We start from the raw sequence: 14,202 nt of genomic DNA, 5'->3' as shown, positions 1-14,202 counted from the left end.
AACGTACTGCCTTGCGCGAGAATGGTCGGCGCGAGCTTTTAAACAAAATGGAACAATTGGCTGTCAGCCCAGTTCCACTCGGTTACGCCCGGCATGTTTTGCACGATACAGCGCCTGATCGGCTCTTTTAAGCACCAGATCGCTGTGTTCGCCGGGTTTGAACGCGGTCAGTCCCATGGAAATGGTGATGGTCACCGGCTCGCTTTTGAAATGGAACGGGCAGGCTTCTACCGCCGCTCGCAAGCTTTCCAACAGTTTTGCGCCGACGGCCGGCACTGTGCCGGGCATTAACAGGACAAATTCTTCTCCGCCAAAGCGCGCAATGAAATCTGTCCCGCGCAGGCGCTTGCGCAGCACCGTGGCGATGATTTTCAGCACTTTGTCGCCCGCCAGATGACCATAGTTATCGTTGATGCGTTTGAAATGGTCGAGGTCGAGCATGGCCAGCAGAAGGGTGTTGCCGTGCTGCTGCCACTGATGGATTTCGTGGTCGAGCCGCTCGCTCCAGGCCGCCCGGTTCGGCAGCCCGGTCAGCGGGTCGATCAAGGCTTTCTGGCGCTGTTCTTCGAGATGCTCACGATAACCCTGGGCTTCCTGCTCCATGTGCGCCACCCGTTCGGCCAGGCCTTTCAGGCGGGCGGCCACTTCCTGTTCGCGTTCGTCGCGCTGCTTCTGGTGTTGGTCCATGGTGCCCAACAGGCCTTCGAGGTGGTTCTCCAGCACATGCTTGAGGTCGTCCAGGTCGGCGGCTTCCTGCATGCTGCTCTGCAAGCCGTCGACTTGTTCGCGGATCTGCGTGTCCATTTGCCGTGCCGCAGATTGGTTGTCGGCATGGCCATCGCTGGCGGCTTGCAAGTTGCTCTGGAACGACTCGAGGCGTTCGTTGAGTTGCTGCAAATAAACTTCGAACTCGTGCTGTCCGCTGTTGTTGATCGCCAGCATCAAAGTTGCCAGATCGTCGAGGATCGGCAGCAGTTCGTACCAATTCAAACCATTTTGCAGGCGATCACGCATCGCTTCGGCTTGTGGGCGGTGACGTTCGGGTAGCGACAGGTCGTCGAGCAGGCCCAGTAGCGTGTCTTCGATGTGCTTGGCCACCGAGCTGTAGGACGGCTCGGGCGAGTCCGGAAGGGCGTAGAGAATATCGTGTTCAGGTTGTTCCGGATCGATGGCGGCCAGCGCCTGGGCCGCGGCCGAGGGCAGGGGCAAGCTGTCGAGAAGCACCACCGGGGTGAGTTCGTCGGGATTGCCAGGCGGTTCAGCCTCGACAACCGGTGTCATCGCGGCGGGTGCCGGTTGCTCCGGTTGTTGAACCTGCGGCGGGACCGGTGTTTCCACGTCGGGCACTGGCTGAGGCTCAACAACTGGCGGGACAAACGCCACGACGGCAGGCGGCGGGGCGTCTGTCGGCGTCTCGATCACCGGCGGCTCGGGTGCGGCCGCGGGTGTGTCAGGCACTGTCGCCGGTGGCTCAGCGGCGACTGGCGCGGATTCGACGGCGACTCGCGGCGTCTCGGCAGGCAAAGCAGCCATGGCTTCTACAGGCGCTGGAGCGGGCGCTTGGGCCTGCGGAGCCGCAGCTTCCTGGGTGGCTTCATCCGCTTCACGACTGCCGAACAGTCGTTGCAGCAAACCCGGACGACCGGGTTCTGCCGGGTTCTCCAGCTGATTCAAGGCTTTGCCTTGCAGGCCGCTCAGTTCGCTGAGCAGTAACGGGATCTCGCGCGCCTGGCTGACGCGTCCATCCAGGGTTTTGGCAAAGTTCTTGAGTGGCCGGCTCACTTCCCGGGGCAACGGCAGCGTTTGCAGTTGCGCTACCAGCGAGGTCAGCGCGGCACTGGTCTGATTGACACGGGTTTCGCGACGCTGTTCGGAGTCGAGTACGGCTTTTTCCAGTCGCGGAAGCAGCGCCGCCAGGCCCGCATCCATGTCATTGGTGCGGATGACCTCGCGCATTTCTTTCATGCATTGGTCAACAGCGCGGTCAGTGCCCTCGGCCGCCAGCGTACTGCGCACCAACCCCCGACGCAGCAAGTCGAGCCGGGCATCCCAACGACGCTCGAGTTTTTCCTGTTGTTCGATGCTTTTGAGGTATTTCTCTTTCCAGCGCTGTGCTTCGTCGCTCATTCAGGGGTTCCGCGAGGGGCAGGACTCAACGCGGGGAATGCATCGGCCGTGAGCGAACCCGGCAGACGAATTTCTACCGCGACCGGCAGGTGATCGGAAATGGGTTGAGCCAACACTTCGACCTTTTCCAGCGTCAGGGTCGGGCTCAGCAGTATGTGGTCCAGGCAGCGCTGCGGGCGCCAGCTAGGGAAGGTCGCTTCCAGTTGCGGCGCCAGCAGGCCGAGATCGCGCAACGCGGAGTTTTGCAGCAGATCACTGGCATGAGTGTTCATGTCACCCATCAGCACCTGGTGTTTATAGCCGCCAATCAACTCGCGGATGTAAGCCAGTTGCATGCTGCGGGTGCGTGCGCCCAGCGCCAGATGCATCATGACCACCACCAGCGCTTCCGGACCTTCGCCGAAGCGCACCAGGATCGCCCCGCGCCCCTTGGGCCCCGGCAGCGGGTGATCTTCAATCGCCCACGGGCGCAGGCGGCTGAGCACGCCATTGCTGTGCTGGCCGAGACGACCGAGGTTGCGATTGAGTTGTTGATACCAGTAGGGGAAGGCGCCGAGTTGCGCCAGGTGTTCCACTTGATTGACGTAGCCGGATCGCAGGCTGCCGCCATCGGCTTCCTGCAGTGCAACCAGATCGAAGTCGCCCAGCAGATTGCCGATTTTTTGCAGATTGTCGGCACGCCCGGTGTGCGGCAACAGGTGTTGCCAGCCCCGGGTCAGGTAGTGCCGATACCGCTCGGTACTGATACCGACCTGGATATTGAAGCTGAGCAAGCGCAGACGGCTGTCTGCGGGCAGGCCCGTCGATTCCAGGTGATGCTCGTTGACCCGCGGATCATGCAGGCCAACGACGCGTTCAGTACCCCAGCGGCGCATGGCAGGTTCCGCGCTTAGTTGGCAGCAGCCTTGTTCGCCGCTCGCTCTTTGTCGACCAGTTTGTCGGCCAGTTGCAGCGCTTGCTCGGCGCCGCCGGCAGAGCCCACGTCAAAGCGATACTTGCCGTTGACGATCATGGTTGGAACGCCGGAGATTTCATATTTCTTGGCCAGTTCTTTGGCCTTGTTGATTTGGCCTTTAATGGCGAAGGAATCGAAGGTCGCCAGGAACTTGTCCTTGTCTACGCCTTGAGTCGCCAGGAAGTCGGCCATGTCGTTTTTATCGGTCAGCTTTTTGTGTTCTTTCTGAATTGCGTTGAACACCGCTGCGTGAACCTTGCTCTCGACGCCCATGGCTTCCAGGGTCAGGAACATCTGGCCGTGTGCGTCCCACGGGCCGCCGAACATCGCAGGAATGCGCACGAAATTCACGTCGGACGGCAGCTTCTCAACCCATGGATTGATCACTGGCTCGAATGCATAGCAATGCGGGCAGCCGTACCAGAACAGCTCCACCACTTCGATCTTGCCAGGCACCGCAACCGGAACCGGATTGCTCAGTTCGACATAAGGGGCGGCGGGGGCTTCGGCGGCTTGGGCAGTCATGCCGAACAGGCTGGCAGCGACGAGTGCGGCGCTGATGATCAGATTACGCATGCTTTACTCCTGGACAATTTGGGTCGCCTCGCGCGACCTGCTTTCAGACAGGTCATGGCGGGCTTGAGTTCTGTAGTGTAACGGCAGCAGGCACAAAAAAGGGTGGCCTGAGCCACCCTTTTTATACTTGCTGCGACGGATTAATAGAGCGTTAACGTTGCAGGAGATGTACATCCCGCGCGGCGCCCGCTTCGCCGTCTTAGTGCAGGCCTTGAATGTAGCTGGACACCGCTGCGATGTCTTCGTCGCTCAGGCGTTTGGCAATGGTCTGCATGGCTTTGGTGTCGCCATCGTTGGTACGACCGCCTTCTTCCTTGCGGAATTCGGTCAGTTGCTTGGCGACGTATTGAGCGTGTTGGCCACCCAGGTGCGGGAAGCCGGCAGCTGCGTTGCCAGCGCCATTAGGTGAGTGGCAGCCGGTGCAGGCTGGCAGGCCCTTGGCCAGGTCGCCACCACGGAACAGTGCTTCACCGCGAGCCACGACTTTCGGGTCGGCGGCGCCAACGCTGCCTTTCTGACTGGCGAAGTAGGCGGCGATGTCGGCCAGGTCCTGATCGCTCAGGTTGGTCAGCAGGCCGGTCATTTCCAGAACGGTGCGCTTGCCCGACTTGATGTCGTGCAACTGCTTGGTCAGGTAGCGTTCACCTTGCCCCGCCAGTTTTGGAAAGTTTGGCGCCATGCTGTTGCCATCCGGGCCATGGCAGGCGCCACATACGGCGGCTTTGGCCTGACCGGCTTTTGCATCACCCGGTTGTACTGCCTCACCTGCAGCATGGGCCATGCCGGAGATGCCCACGGTCAACAGCAGACTCACGATCAATTTGTTCATCAGCTAATCCAACTACGGCTAAGGGTTAAAGAGTTATGGACCGGGATCACTCGCTCATCCACTGGATGATGACTTGGTAATCCTCGGCACTGCAGTCCATGCACAAACCACGCGGCGGCATCGCCTTGAAACCCTGGGTCACGTGTTGCACCAGCGTCTCCATACCTTTCGCCAACCTCGGCGTCCAAGCTTCCTGATCGCCCTTTTTGGGCGCCATGGGTAGTTGGCCGGAATGACAGGCACCACAAACACGGTTGTACACAGCTTCCGGATCCTGTGTAGCCTGAGCGCTGTAAAGCGGTATCAAGACACCGGCAGCTAGCAGCCATTTCGTCATAAAACGACCTTTTCAGGGTTGAGAGCGTTCTGCGTTCTAATGCGCAATCAAGGTCAATCGCTCTCGTGAACTTCATCCTACGCTGGGACAAAGCGCACACAAAATCTGCGGCATTATATACTGGCGTCACTGAAACGGAAACGACACCGCTTGCCGCGTCCATTCCCGGCGCCGCCCACATCGGAAATCCCATGCAACTCAAGAACCCCATCCTCGGCCTGTGCCAACAGTCCACCTTCATGCTCAGCGCTGCCAAAGTCGACCAATGTCCCGACGACGAAGGCTTCGAAGTGGCCTTCGCCGGGCGTTCCAACGCCGGTAAATCCAGCGCTTTGAACACCCTGACGCATGCCAGCCTGGCGCGGACCTCGAAAACCCCGGGTCGCACGCAACTCTTGAACTTCTTCAAGCTAGACGATGATCGGCGTCTGGTCGACCTGCCGGGGTACGGTTACGCGAAAGTACCTATCCCGTTGAAGCTGCACTGGCAGCGTCACCTGGAAGCTTATCTGGGTGGTCGCGAGAGTTTGAAAGGTCTGATTCTGATGATGGACATCCGTCATCCAATGACCGACTTCGACCTGTTGATGCTCGATTGGGCCGTGGCCAGCGGCATGCCGATGCACATTTTGCTGACCAAAGCGGACAAATTGACCTACGGCGCAGCGAAGAACGTCCTGCTCAAGGTGCAGTCGGATATCCGCAAAGGCTGGGGCGATGCGATCACCATTCAGCTGTTTTCGGCGCCAAAACGCCTCGGTCTGGAAGAGGCCTACACTGTACTGGCAGGCTGGATGGAGCTGGCGGACAAGGGCGCTGAACCCGTCGAGCAATAAATCGCAGGCAAAAAAAACCCCGGACTTCTTATGGGGAGGGGGAAGTTCCGGGGTTCAAGTTCCGGACCGCTAGGGCGGGGTCCAGATTATCTGCCAACACTTAACACAACATAGGAGCATCGAAGGGCTTCACCAGCCATTCAGTAACTCTGAGTGGCAGTTCACAGGTTTAGTTCCGGTGTTTCCAAAACCATTTGAAATAAGCCGGATCGCTATCAGAAATAAGCCCCTTCATCGCGACACTTTGCCGCAGCGAAATACCCTGTAGGAGCGAGCCTGCTCGCGATGGACTCGAGAACGCCGCGTGCATTCAGGAAACACGCGTCATCGTTAGCGACCATCGCTGGCAAGCCAGCTCCTACAGAGGATGTGTCAGTGAGCCTCATCCCAGTTATTTCCCACGCCCACCTCGACCAGAAGCGGCACATCCAGCTTCGCAGCGTCGCTCATGTGCACGCGAATTTCCTCACGAACCTGGTCGACCAGGTCTTCACGCACCTCAAGCACCAATTCATCGTGCACCTGCAGGATGACTTTGGCGTCGAGGCCTGACGACGTCAGCCAGTTATCCACAGCCACCATGGCTTTCTTGATGATGTCTGCCGCAGTGCCTTGCATCGGTGCGTTGATCGCCGTGCGTTCGGCGCCTTTGCGCAGGGCCGGGTTTTTCGCGTTGATTTCCGGCAGGTACAGACGACGACCGAAAATGGTCTCGACAAAACCTTGCTCGGCCGCCTGGGCGCGCGTGCGCTCCATGTATTCCAGGACGCCAGGGTAGCGGGCGAAATAGCGGTCGATATACGCCTGAGACTGTTTGCGGTCCACGCCGATCTGCTTGGCCAGGCCAAACGCGCTCATGCCGTAGATCAAACCGAAGTTGATGGCCTTGGCGCTACGACGCTGATCGGTGGTGACCTCTGCCAACTCGACGCCGAACACTTCGGCGGCCGTGGCTTTGTGCACGTCCAGGTCATTGCGGAAGGCGTGCAGCAAACCTTCGTCCTTGGCCAGGTGAGCCATGATGCGCAGTTCGATTTGCGAGTAGTCGGCGGCCAGCAGCTTGTAGCCTTTAGGCGCCACGAACGCCTGACGGATCCGCCGACCTTCGGCGGTGCGGATCGGAATGTTCTGCAGGTTCGGATCGCTTGACGACAAACGCCCGGTCGCCGCGACGGCCTGATGATAAGACGTGTGAATCCGTCCGGTGCGCGGGTTGATTTGCTCCGGCAGGCGGTCGGTGTAGGTGCTTTTCAGTTTGCTCATCGAGCGGTACTGCATCAGCACTTTGGGCAGCGGGTAATCCTGTTCGGCCAGTTCCGCCAGCACCGCTTCGGCAGTGGACGCCTGACCCTTGGCGGTTTTGCTGAGGATCGGCAGGCCGAGTTTTTCGTACAGGATCACGCCCAATTGCTTCGGCGAACCGAGGTTGAATTCCTCACCGGCAATGGCAAATGCCTCACGCTCCAGCGCGACCATCTTCTCGCCCAGTTCCACGCTCTGGATGCCCAGCAGGTTGGCGTCGACCAGCGCGCCCTGACGCTCGATCCGTGCGAGCACCGGCACCAGCGGCATTTCGATGTCGCTCAGGACTTTGCTCAGGCTCGGAATCGCGTTGAGCTTTTCCTGCAGGGTTTGATGCAGGCGCAGTGTTACGTCGGCGTCTTCGGCGGCGTACGGTCCGGCCAGTTCCAGGGAGATCTGGTCAAAGGTCAGCTGCTTGGCGCCTTTGCCGGCGATGTCCTGGAAGCTGGTGGTGGTGTGATTCAGGTACTTGAGCGCCAGGCTGTCCATGTCGTGGCGGGTCGCGGTCGAGTCCAGTACGTAGGATTCGAGCATGGTGTCGAAGGCGATGCCTTGCACGGTGATACCGCAGCTCTGATCGCCACCAATGGCGCAGTTGGCCAGGATATTCATGTCGAACTTGGCGTGCTGGCCGACCTTGAGTTTGTTCGGGTCTTCCAGGATCGGTTTCAGTGCGCGCAGCACGGTGTCGCGATCCAGTTGATCCGGCACGCCCATGTAGGAATGGGTCAGTGGAATGTAGGCCGCTTCGTTGGCCTGTACGGCGAACGACAGGCCAACCAGTTGCGCCTGCTGCGCATCGATGCCGGTGGTTTCGGTATCGAAGGCGATCAGTTTGGCGTCGTTGAGCTTCTTCAGCCACAGGTCGAAATCGGCCTGGGTGAGGATCGTGGTGTATTTGAGTTCGCTCTCGACGGCGGCTTCCTCAGCCGCCGGCGCGGTGACTTCCTGACCGGAGCGCTTGGCGTCGCGCTGGTTGTCTTCAAACCAGCTTTTGAACTCGAGCAGGGTGTAGAGCTCGGCCAGCTTGTCGTGATCCGGCTTGCCCATTTGCAGGTCATCAAGGCCGATGTCCAGCGGCACGTCGATCTTGATCGTCGCCAACTGATAGGAGAGGAAGGCCATCTCCTTGTGCTCTTCGAGCTTGGCCGGCAGGGTTTTCGCACCGCGAATCGGCAGGGTCGGGACGATATCGAGCTGTGCATACAGCTCGGTCAGGCCGCCGTTTACGCCTACGAGCAAGCCGGAAGCAGTCTTCGGACCAATGCCCGGAACGCCCGGAATGTTGTCGGAAGAATCGCCCATCAGTGCCAGATAATCGATGATCTGCTCGGGAGCGACGCCGAATTTCTCCTTCACGCCCTCCACGTCCATGCTGCTACCGGTCATGGTGTTGACCAAGGTAATGTGGCCGTCGACCAGTTGCGCCATGTCCTTGTCGCCGGTGGAGATGATCACCGGGCGGTCGGCCGCTGCGCTGCTGCGGGCCAGGGTGCCGATCACGTCATCGGCCTCGACGCCTTCGACGCACAGCAGCGGGAAGCCCAGCGCGATCACGCTTTGGTGCAGCGGCTCAATCTGTACGCGCATGTCGTCGGGCATGCTCGGGCGATTGGCCTTGTATTCGGCGTACATGTCATCGCGAAACGTCCCACCCTTGGCGTCGAACACCACGGCGAACGGACTGTCCGGGTACTGCTTGCGCAGACTCTTGAGCATGTTCAGCACGCCTTTGACCGCTCCGGTCGGCAGACCTTTGGACGTGGTCAGCGGCGGCAGGGCGTGAAAAGCGCGGTACAGGTAAGAAGAACCGTCCACCAGGACGAGGGGGGCTTGGCTCATGAGCAGGATCAACCTTTTCGGCGGGTCCGGCGCTAGAATAGCGGGACCGTTGACGACAAAGGGACAAGGTTATCATGCGCACACTAAATCGCCTGTTGCTGGCTGGCTTGTTTGCAATTGCGCCGTTGGCCGTGATGGCGGCGGATGACGCACCTTCGCCGGACCCGGATGTCACGATCCGCACGGAAGGGGATAAAACCATTCAGGAATATCGGCAAAATGGTTTTTTGTATGCCATCAAGGTCACGCCGAAAGGTGGCAAACCTTATTTCCTGGTGCGTGCGGATGGCTCGGAAGGTAACTTCATTCGCTCGGACTACCCGGATATGCTGATCCCGGCGTGGGAAATATTTAAGTGGTAAGTCGTCCTTAATTTTAATCGGCGCCGACATTTGCGGCGCCCGTACTGGCAGTTAAAACATGTCTGTGTTCACCCCGCTGGCTCGGCCTGAGCTGGAAACCTTTCTCGCCCCTTACGGGCTCGGCCGCCTGCTTGATTTTCAGGGGATTGCTGCCGGTAGCGAAAACACCAACTTCTTTATCAGCCTGGAGCAGGGCGAATTTGTCCTGACCCTGGTCGAGCGCGGTCCGGTTCAGGAGATGCCGTTCTTCATTGAGCTGCTGGACGTGCTGCATGAAGCCGACCTGCCGGTGCCTTACGCCTTGCGCACCACCGATGGCGTCGCCCTGCGCGAGCTGGCCGGCAAGCCTGCGCTGCTGCAACCGCGTCTGGCGGGCAAGCACATCAAGGAAGCCAACGCGCAACATTGCGCTCAGGTGGGCGAGTTGCTTGGCCATCTGCACCTGGCGACCCAGGCCAACATGATCAAGCGCAAAACCGATCGCGGTCTGGACTGGATGCTGGAAGAGGGCACGCAACTGCTGTCGCACCTGAATGCCGAGCAGAGTGATCTGCTGCAACGGGCGCTGGATGAAATCACACAGCAAAAAGAGAAAATTCTGGCGTTGCCACGGGCCAACATCCACGCGGATCTGTTCCGCGATAACGCGATGTTCGAAGGCACGCACCTGACCGGGTTGATCGACTTCTACAACGCGTGCTCGGGGCCGATGCTCTACGACGTAGCGATTGCCTTGAATGACTGGTGTTCGGATGACGACGGGCTGATTGACGGACCGCGGGCGCGGGCGTTGCTTGGGGCGTATGCAGCGTTGCGGCCATTCACTGCGACCGAGGCTGAATTGTGGCCGACCATGCTGCGCGTGGCGTGTGTGCGATTCTGGTTGTCGCGGTTGATTGCCGCGGAGTCTTTCGCCGGGCAGGACGTGTTGATTCACGATCCGATGGAATTTCAGCAGCGGTTGGCGCAGCGGCAGAAGGTCAATACGCCGTTGCCTTTCGCCCTTTAAAAGCTTCGCGGGCAAGTCGGATCGCCGCACCGCTCGCTCCTACAAGTTGGCGTCGTACACAAATTTGTAGGAGCGAGCGGTGCGGCGATCCGACTTGCCCGCGAATGGGGCGCCGCAATTCTGGAATTACAACGACTCCAGACACCCCGCCAAATCATTCCCCAACTTCTCCAGCACCTGCTCATACCCCTGAGCAGTCGCCGGTGTGTACCCGCCCAGCGCATCCAGCTCCGCCAGTTTCACCGGCAAACCCGCCACCAGTGTTTCCGCCAGACGCGGTCGCAACGGCGGCTCACTGAACACACAGGTCTTGCCCACTTCCTGCAACCGCGTGCGCATTGCCGACACATGCTGGGCACCCGGCTGGACTTCGGCAGCGACGCTGAACACGCCGGTATGCTTGAGGCCGTAAGCCTCTTCGAAGTAGTCGAACGCTTCATGAAACACAAAGTACGGTTTGCCCGCGATGCCCGCCAGTCGAGCCTTCAAGCGCAGGTCCAGCGCGTCGAGACGCTCATCGAACGCCTTCAGATTGCTCTGATAGCGCGCCGCGTTGGCCGGATCGGCAGCGCTCAAATCAGCGGCCATTTTCGTCGCGATCACGCGAGCGTTGATCGGCGATAGCCACAAATGCGCATCCAGGCTGCCCGGACGGTGATCGTGATCATGCTCGTCGGCTTCTTCGGCGTGGGAGTGGCTGTCTTCGGCGAAACGACGCAATTTCAGCCCCGGCAGATCCTGCACGGCAACGCTCGGCAGCGTACGACCGTTCAGCACGCGAGGCAGGAAGCCTTCCATGTCCGGCCCGATCCAGTAAACCAGATCCACCGACTGCACCTTCCGTACGTCGGACGGGCGCAACGCATAGTTATGCGGCGAAGCCCCCGGCGGCAGCAGCACTTCAGGAATCGCCACACCGTCCTGCACCGCAGCGGCAATCAACTGCAGCGGCTTGATGCTGGTGAGGACTTTGACTTCGGCCTGAGCAGAACCGATCAACAGAAAACTGGCGACAAATGCGACAAAGATAGAAAAAAGTCGGGACACGATGACCACTCAAAGAGGCGAGAACGGGTAACATAATAACGTCTCTCACAAAACTCGTCGCCGCTCATGCCTAAAACACCGATTGCCAGCCGTCCCCACGACCACTCTCATTGCGTGCATAGCGCACTGTCTGAGGCCGATGCCCTGTGCGCTCGGCAAGGCTTGCGCCTGACCGCCTTGCGCCGGCGGGTGCTGGAACTGGTGTGGCAAAGCCATAAGCCGCTGGGTGCCTACGACATTCTGGCTGTACTCAGCGAGCAGGACGGCCGCCGCGCTGCGCCGCCGACCGTGTACCGCGCGCTGGATTTCCTGCTGGAAAACGGCCTCGTGCACCGCATCTCCTCGCTGAACGCCTTCGTCGGCTGCAATCACCCGGAACACGCGCACCAGGGCCAGTTCCTGATCTGCCGCGAATGCCATGCCGCCATCGAGCTTGAGCAAAAATCCATCAGCGACGCGATTATCACCAGCGCCAAGGATGTCGGGTTCGTTGTCGAAGGTCAGACGGTCGAAGTGGTCGGCCTCTGCTCGGGTTGCCAGGGGGCTTGATGAGCAACGCGTTGATCCGTCTCGAGCAGGTTGCCGTCACGTTTGCCGGGCAAAGCGTGCTGGATAACATTGAGCTGAGCGTCGAGCCGGGGCAGATCGTCACCCTGATCGGCCCCAATGGCGCCGGCAAGACCACCCTTGTGCGGGCGGTGCTCGGTCTGCTGAAGCCGGACAGCGGCAGCGTGTGGCGCAAGCCGAAACTGCGCGTTGGTTACATGCCGCAAAAACTTCACGTCGACCCGACGCTGCCGCTGTCGGTGCTGCGCTTTCTGCGTCTGGTGCCCGGCGTGGACCGTGCCCGCGCCTTGGCAGCCCTCAAGGAGGTCGGCGCCGAACAGGTGATCGACAGCCCGGTGCAAAGTGTTTCCGGCGGTGAAATGCAGCGCGTGCTGCTGGCTCGCGCGCTATTGCGCGAGCCGGAACTGCTGGTGCTCGATGAGCCGGTGCAAGGCGTCGACGTAGCGGGGCAGGCCGAACTCTATAGCCTGATCACCCGTCTGCGTGATCGTCACGGGTGCGGCGTGTTGATGGTTTCCCACGATTTGCATCTGGTCATGAGCACCACCGATCAAGTGGTCTGCCTCAACCGTCACGTCTGCTGTTCCGGCCATCCCGAGCAAGTCAGCGGCGATCCCGCTTTCGTCGAGCTGTTCGGAAAGAACGCACAAAGCCTGGCGATTTATCACCACCATCACGACCACGCCCATGATCTGCATGGTTCGGTCGTCAGTGCGGCCCCGTCGGCCCAACCTCACGTTCACGGAGATAGCTGCAAGCATGGCTGATTTTCTGCTCTACGCCCTGCTTGCAGGTCTGGCTCTGGCGCTGGTGGCGGGCCCGTTGGGTTCGTTCGTGGTCTGGCGGCGCATGGCCTATTTCGGCGACACCCTGTCCCACGCCGCCTTGCTCGGCGTGGCGTTGGGCTTCCTGCTGGATGTCAGTCCGACCGTGGCGGTCACCGTCGGCTGTTTGCTGTTGGCCGTGTTGCTGGTGACCTTGCAACAGCGTCAGCCGCTGGCGTCCGACACTCTTTTGGGAATTCTCGCACCGAGCACGCTCTCTTTGGGCCTTGTCGTACTAAGCTTCATGCACGAAGTGCGGATCGACCTGATGGCGTACCTGTTCGGCGATTTGCTGGCGATAAGCCCGACCGATCTGGCCTGGATTCTCGGTGGCAGCGCCGCTGTCATGGCCTTGCTGGTGACATTGTGGCGGCCATTGCTGGCGATCACGGTGCATGAAGAACTGGCGAGGGTGGAAGGTCTGCCCGTGCCGGCGCTGCGCCTGACCTTGATGTTGCTGATCGCCGTGGTGATCGCGGTGGCGATGAAAATCGTCGGTGTGTTGCTGATTACGTCGCTGTTGATCATCCCTGCGGCTGCGGCACAACGTCACGCCAAGTCGCCGGAACAGATGGCGCTGGGCGCGAGCCTGCTGGGCATGCTCGCCGTGTGTGGCGGGTTGGCGTTGTCCTGGTTCAAGGACACCCCGGCGGGCCCATCGATTGTTGTGACGGCTGCCGCACTGTTTCTGCTGAGTTTTGTCCTGCCCCGTCGAGGGGTGTAGACTTGCTCGTTTTTTGCGCAAATAGAGAGTCGCAGGAATGAAGCCGTTCGCCTCCCGTTATCTGCTCCTTGTCGCATTTTCGCTGCTACTGGGTGCATGCCAAAGCACGCCACCGGCGGCCACCGAGGCCACTGATGCGCGGGCTACGGCCATCGCACAGCTCGAGCAAAGCCTCGCCAGCAGCGAACTGGCCACTGCCGAAGATCAATTGGCTGCCTTGCAGGCTGAGTCGCCAAACGACCCGTCCCTTGTGCAATACCAACGGCAACTTGCCGAAGCCTATCTGCAACGCAGCCAGATCGTGCTGCAAAAAGGCGATGTGAATGCTGCGGCGACCGCACTGAGCCGTGCGCGGGCGTTGATGCCCAAGGCGCCGGCGTTGACCGGTGGGGTCAACAACGCCATCGTCAACGCACGCAAGGCAGAGCTCGACAAAGCCGAAGCGGCGCTGTTGGCTGCCAAGGCAAAACCTCAGGCAAAAGTGATTGATCCGACCGCTGAAAGCACCACCGTCGCGTTGAACCTCGCCGATATGAGCAAACTTCGCCGGCAACTGGATGCGATCGCGGCCGATGTGGTGAATTACCAATGTGACGTGAGCATTCAGGCGCCGCGCACGCAGGACTATCCCTGGTTGGCGACGTTATTGACCAAGCGGGTAAAGAAGCTGGATTCGGGGTTTGACCTGAATCTGGAGAAGCAGATCCTGCGCAATGTTCCGGCGCAGATGGTCTTGAGTCCGCGTAAACCTTAAAAGCTTCGCGGGCAAGTCGGATCGCCGCACCGCTCGCTCCTACAGATTTGAGTCGTACACAAAGTGCGTGAACGACGTTGACCTGTAGGAGCGAGGCTTGCCCGCGAAAGC

General features: G+C 60.2%; 14 protein-coding genes. 7 read left to right on the top strand and 7 right to left on the bottom strand.

Going from position 1 to position 14,202, the window contains the following annotated elements:
• Positions 1 to 63: 63 nt before the first annotated feature.
• From ACYZUC_RS19950 to ACYZUC_RS19930, 5 genes are all read right to left on the bottom strand, one after another.
• The gene (locus ACYZUC_RS19950) at positions 64 to 2,127 is read right to left on the bottom strand and encodes a GGDEF domain-containing protein (RefSeq protein WP_461989864.1); all 2,064 of its coding nucleotides are present in this window, start codon (positions 2,125 to 2,127) and stop codon (positions 64 to 66) included.
• Positions 2,124 to 3,002, bottom strand: coding sequence for an endonuclease/exonuclease/phosphatase family protein (locus tag ACYZUC_RS19945; RefSeq protein ID WP_150630683.1), 879 nt, complete (start codon positions 3,000 to 3,002; stop codon positions 2,124 to 2,126). Before ACYZUC_RS19945 ends, ACYZUC_RS19950 begins: the two co-directional genes overlap by 4 nt.
• A 14-nt stretch (positions 3,003 to 3,016) precedes the next feature.
• Positions 3,017 to 3,658 carry a thiol:disulfide interchange protein DsbA gene (gene dsbA / locus ACYZUC_RS19940; protein ID WP_461989862.1) on the bottom strand — a complete coding sequence of 214 codons (642 nt, stop codon included), beginning with the start codon at positions 3,656 to 3,658 and terminating at the stop codon, positions 3,017 to 3,019.
• Positions 3,659 to 3,857: 199 nt separating this feature from the next.
• Positions 3,858 to 4,487 (bottom strand): c-type cytochrome, encoded by a 630-nt coding sequence (locus ACYZUC_RS19935; protein WP_461989860.1) that lies wholly within the window; start codon positions 4,485 to 4,487, stop codon positions 3,858 to 3,860.
• 46 nt (positions 4,488 to 4,533) lie between these two features.
• Positions 4,534 to 4,824 (bottom strand): c-type cytochrome, encoded by a 291-nt coding sequence (locus tag ACYZUC_RS19930; protein WP_008027657.1) that lies wholly within the window; start codon positions 4,822 to 4,824, stop codon positions 4,534 to 4,536.
• 191 nt (positions 4,825 to 5,015) lie between these two features.
• On the opposite strand from ACYZUC_RS19930, the gene yihA reads away from it, so the two are divergent.
• Positions 5,016 to 5,660: a ribosome biogenesis GTP-binding protein YihA/YsxC gene (gene yihA / locus ACYZUC_RS19925; RefSeq protein ID WP_008044703.1), complete on the top strand. Its 645-nt coding sequence runs from the start codon at positions 5,016 to 5,018 to the stop codon at positions 5,658 to 5,660.
• A gap of 372 nt (positions 5,661 to 6,032) precedes the next feature.
• Here the strand turns inward: yihA and polA are convergent, their stop codons facing one another.
• Entirely contained in the window at positions 6,033 to 8,804 is a 2,772-nt protein-coding gene (gene polA / locus ACYZUC_RS19920; protein ID WP_461989858.1) for a DNA polymerase I, read from the bottom strand.
• A gap of 74 nt (positions 8,805 to 8,878) precedes the next feature.
• Here polA and ACYZUC_RS19915 point away from each other — a divergent pair, with 74 nt between their 5' ends.
• Both ACYZUC_RS19915 and ACYZUC_RS19910 read left to right on the top strand, forming a co-directional pair.
• Entirely contained in the window at positions 8,879 to 9,166 is a 288-nt protein-coding gene (locus ACYZUC_RS19915) for a DUF2782 domain-containing protein (protein ID WP_008027663.1), read from the top strand.
• A 58-nt stretch (positions 9,167 to 9,224) separates the two neighbouring features.
• Positions 9,225 to 10,175, top strand: coding sequence for a homoserine kinase (locus ACYZUC_RS19910; protein ID WP_461989856.1), 951 nt, complete (start codon positions 9,225 to 9,227; stop codon positions 10,173 to 10,175).
• Between the two features lie 126 nt (positions 10,176 to 10,301).
• Here the strand turns inward: ACYZUC_RS19910 and ACYZUC_RS19905 are convergent, their stop codons facing one another.
• Complete coding sequence (locus tag ACYZUC_RS19905) at positions 10,302 to 11,222, bottom strand: zinc ABC transporter substrate-binding protein (RefSeq protein ID WP_461989854.1); 921 nt, start codon at positions 11,220 to 11,222, stop codon at positions 10,302 to 10,304.
• 66 nt (positions 11,223 to 11,288) lie between these two features.
• Between ACYZUC_RS19905 and zur the strand changes: the two genes are divergently transcribed.
• Genes zur through ACYZUC_RS19885 form a run of 4 tightly spaced genes read left to right on the top strand, consistent with a single transcriptional unit; the run spans position 11,289 to position 14,091 of the window.
• The gene (gene zur / locus ACYZUC_RS19900) at positions 11,289 to 11,771 is read left to right on the top strand and encodes a zinc uptake transcriptional repressor Zur (RefSeq protein WP_008027669.1); all 483 of its coding nucleotides are present in this window, start codon (positions 11,289 to 11,291) and stop codon (positions 11,769 to 11,771) included.
• On the top strand, positions 11,771 to 12,556 hold the full coding sequence (znuC, locus tag ACYZUC_RS19895) for a zinc ABC transporter ATP-binding protein ZnuC (RefSeq protein WP_008027671.1): 786 nt from the start codon (positions 11,771 to 11,773) through the stop codon (positions 12,554 to 12,556). The genes zur and znuC overlap by 1 nt, the downstream gene beginning before the upstream one ends.
• Positions 12,549 to 13,337 carry a zinc ABC transporter permease subunit ZnuB gene (gene znuB, locus ACYZUC_RS19890; protein WP_008027673.1) on the top strand — a complete coding sequence of 263 codons (789 nt, stop codon included), beginning with the start codon at positions 12,549 to 12,551 and terminating at the stop codon, positions 13,335 to 13,337. Before znuC ends, znuB begins: the two co-directional genes overlap by 8 nt.
• A gap of 37 nt (positions 13,338 to 13,374) precedes the next feature.
• Positions 13,375 to 14,091 carry a PA5502 family lipoprotein gene (locus ACYZUC_RS19885; protein WP_461989852.1) on the top strand — a complete coding sequence of 239 codons (717 nt, stop codon included), beginning with the start codon at positions 13,375 to 13,377 and terminating at the stop codon, positions 14,089 to 14,091.
• Positions 14,092 to 14,202: the final 111 nt, after the last annotated feature.

This window comes from Pseudomonas sp. GT1P32, assembly GCF_054897805.1.
This window is presented reverse-complemented; position numbering and strand designations above follow the sequence as displayed.

Excerpts from the sequence above, each read along its gene's own strand:
- ACYZUC_RS19930 (WP_008027657.1), bottom strand. The coding sequence starts at position 4,824 with ATGACGAAATGGCTGCTAGCTGCCGGTGTCTTGATACCGCTTTACAGC.
- ACYZUC_RS19915 (WP_008027663.1), top strand. The coding sequence starts at position 8,879 with ATGCGCACACTAAATCGCCTGTTGCTGGCTGGCTTGTTTGCAATTGCG.
- ACYZUC_RS19945 (WP_150630683.1), bottom strand. The coding sequence starts at position 3,002 with ATGCGCCGCTGGGGTACTGAACGCGTCGTTGGCCTGCATGATCCGCGG.
- ACYZUC_RS19910 (WP_461989856.1), top strand. The coding sequence starts at position 9,225 with ATGTCTGTGTTCACCCCGCTGGCTCGGCCTGAGCTGGAAACCTTTCTC.
- ACYZUC_RS19935 (WP_461989860.1), bottom strand. The coding sequence starts at position 4,487 with ATGAACAAATTGATCGTGAGTCTGCTGTTGACCGTGGGCATCTCCGGC.
- ACYZUC_RS19885 (WP_461989852.1), top strand. The coding sequence starts at position 13,375 with ATGAAGCCGTTCGCCTCCCGTTATCTGCTCCTTGTCGCATTTTCGCTG.
- polA (WP_461989858.1), bottom strand. The coding sequence starts at position 8,804 with ATGAGCCAAGCCCCCCTCGTCCTGGTGGACGGTTCTTCTTACCTGTAC.
- znuC (WP_008027671.1), top strand. The coding sequence starts at position 11,771 with ATGAGCAACGCGTTGATCCGTCTCGAGCAGGTTGCCGTCACGTTTGCC.
- dsbA (WP_461989862.1), bottom strand. The coding sequence starts at position 3,658 with ATGCGTAATCTGATCATCAGCGCCGCACTCGTCGCTGCCAGCCTGTTC.
- znuB (WP_008027673.1), top strand. The coding sequence starts at position 12,549 with ATGGCTGATTTTCTGCTCTACGCCCTGCTTGCAGGTCTGGCTCTGGCG.
- ACYZUC_RS19950 (WP_461989864.1), bottom strand. The coding sequence starts at position 2,127 with ATGAGCGACGAAGCACAGCGCTGGAAAGAGAAATACCTCAAAAGCATC.
- zur (WP_008027669.1), top strand. The coding sequence starts at position 11,289 with ATGCCTAAAACACCGATTGCCAGCCGTCCCCACGACCACTCTCATTGC.
- yihA (WP_008044703.1), top strand. The coding sequence starts at position 5,016 with ATGCAACTCAAGAACCCCATCCTCGGCCTGTGCCAACAGTCCACCTTC.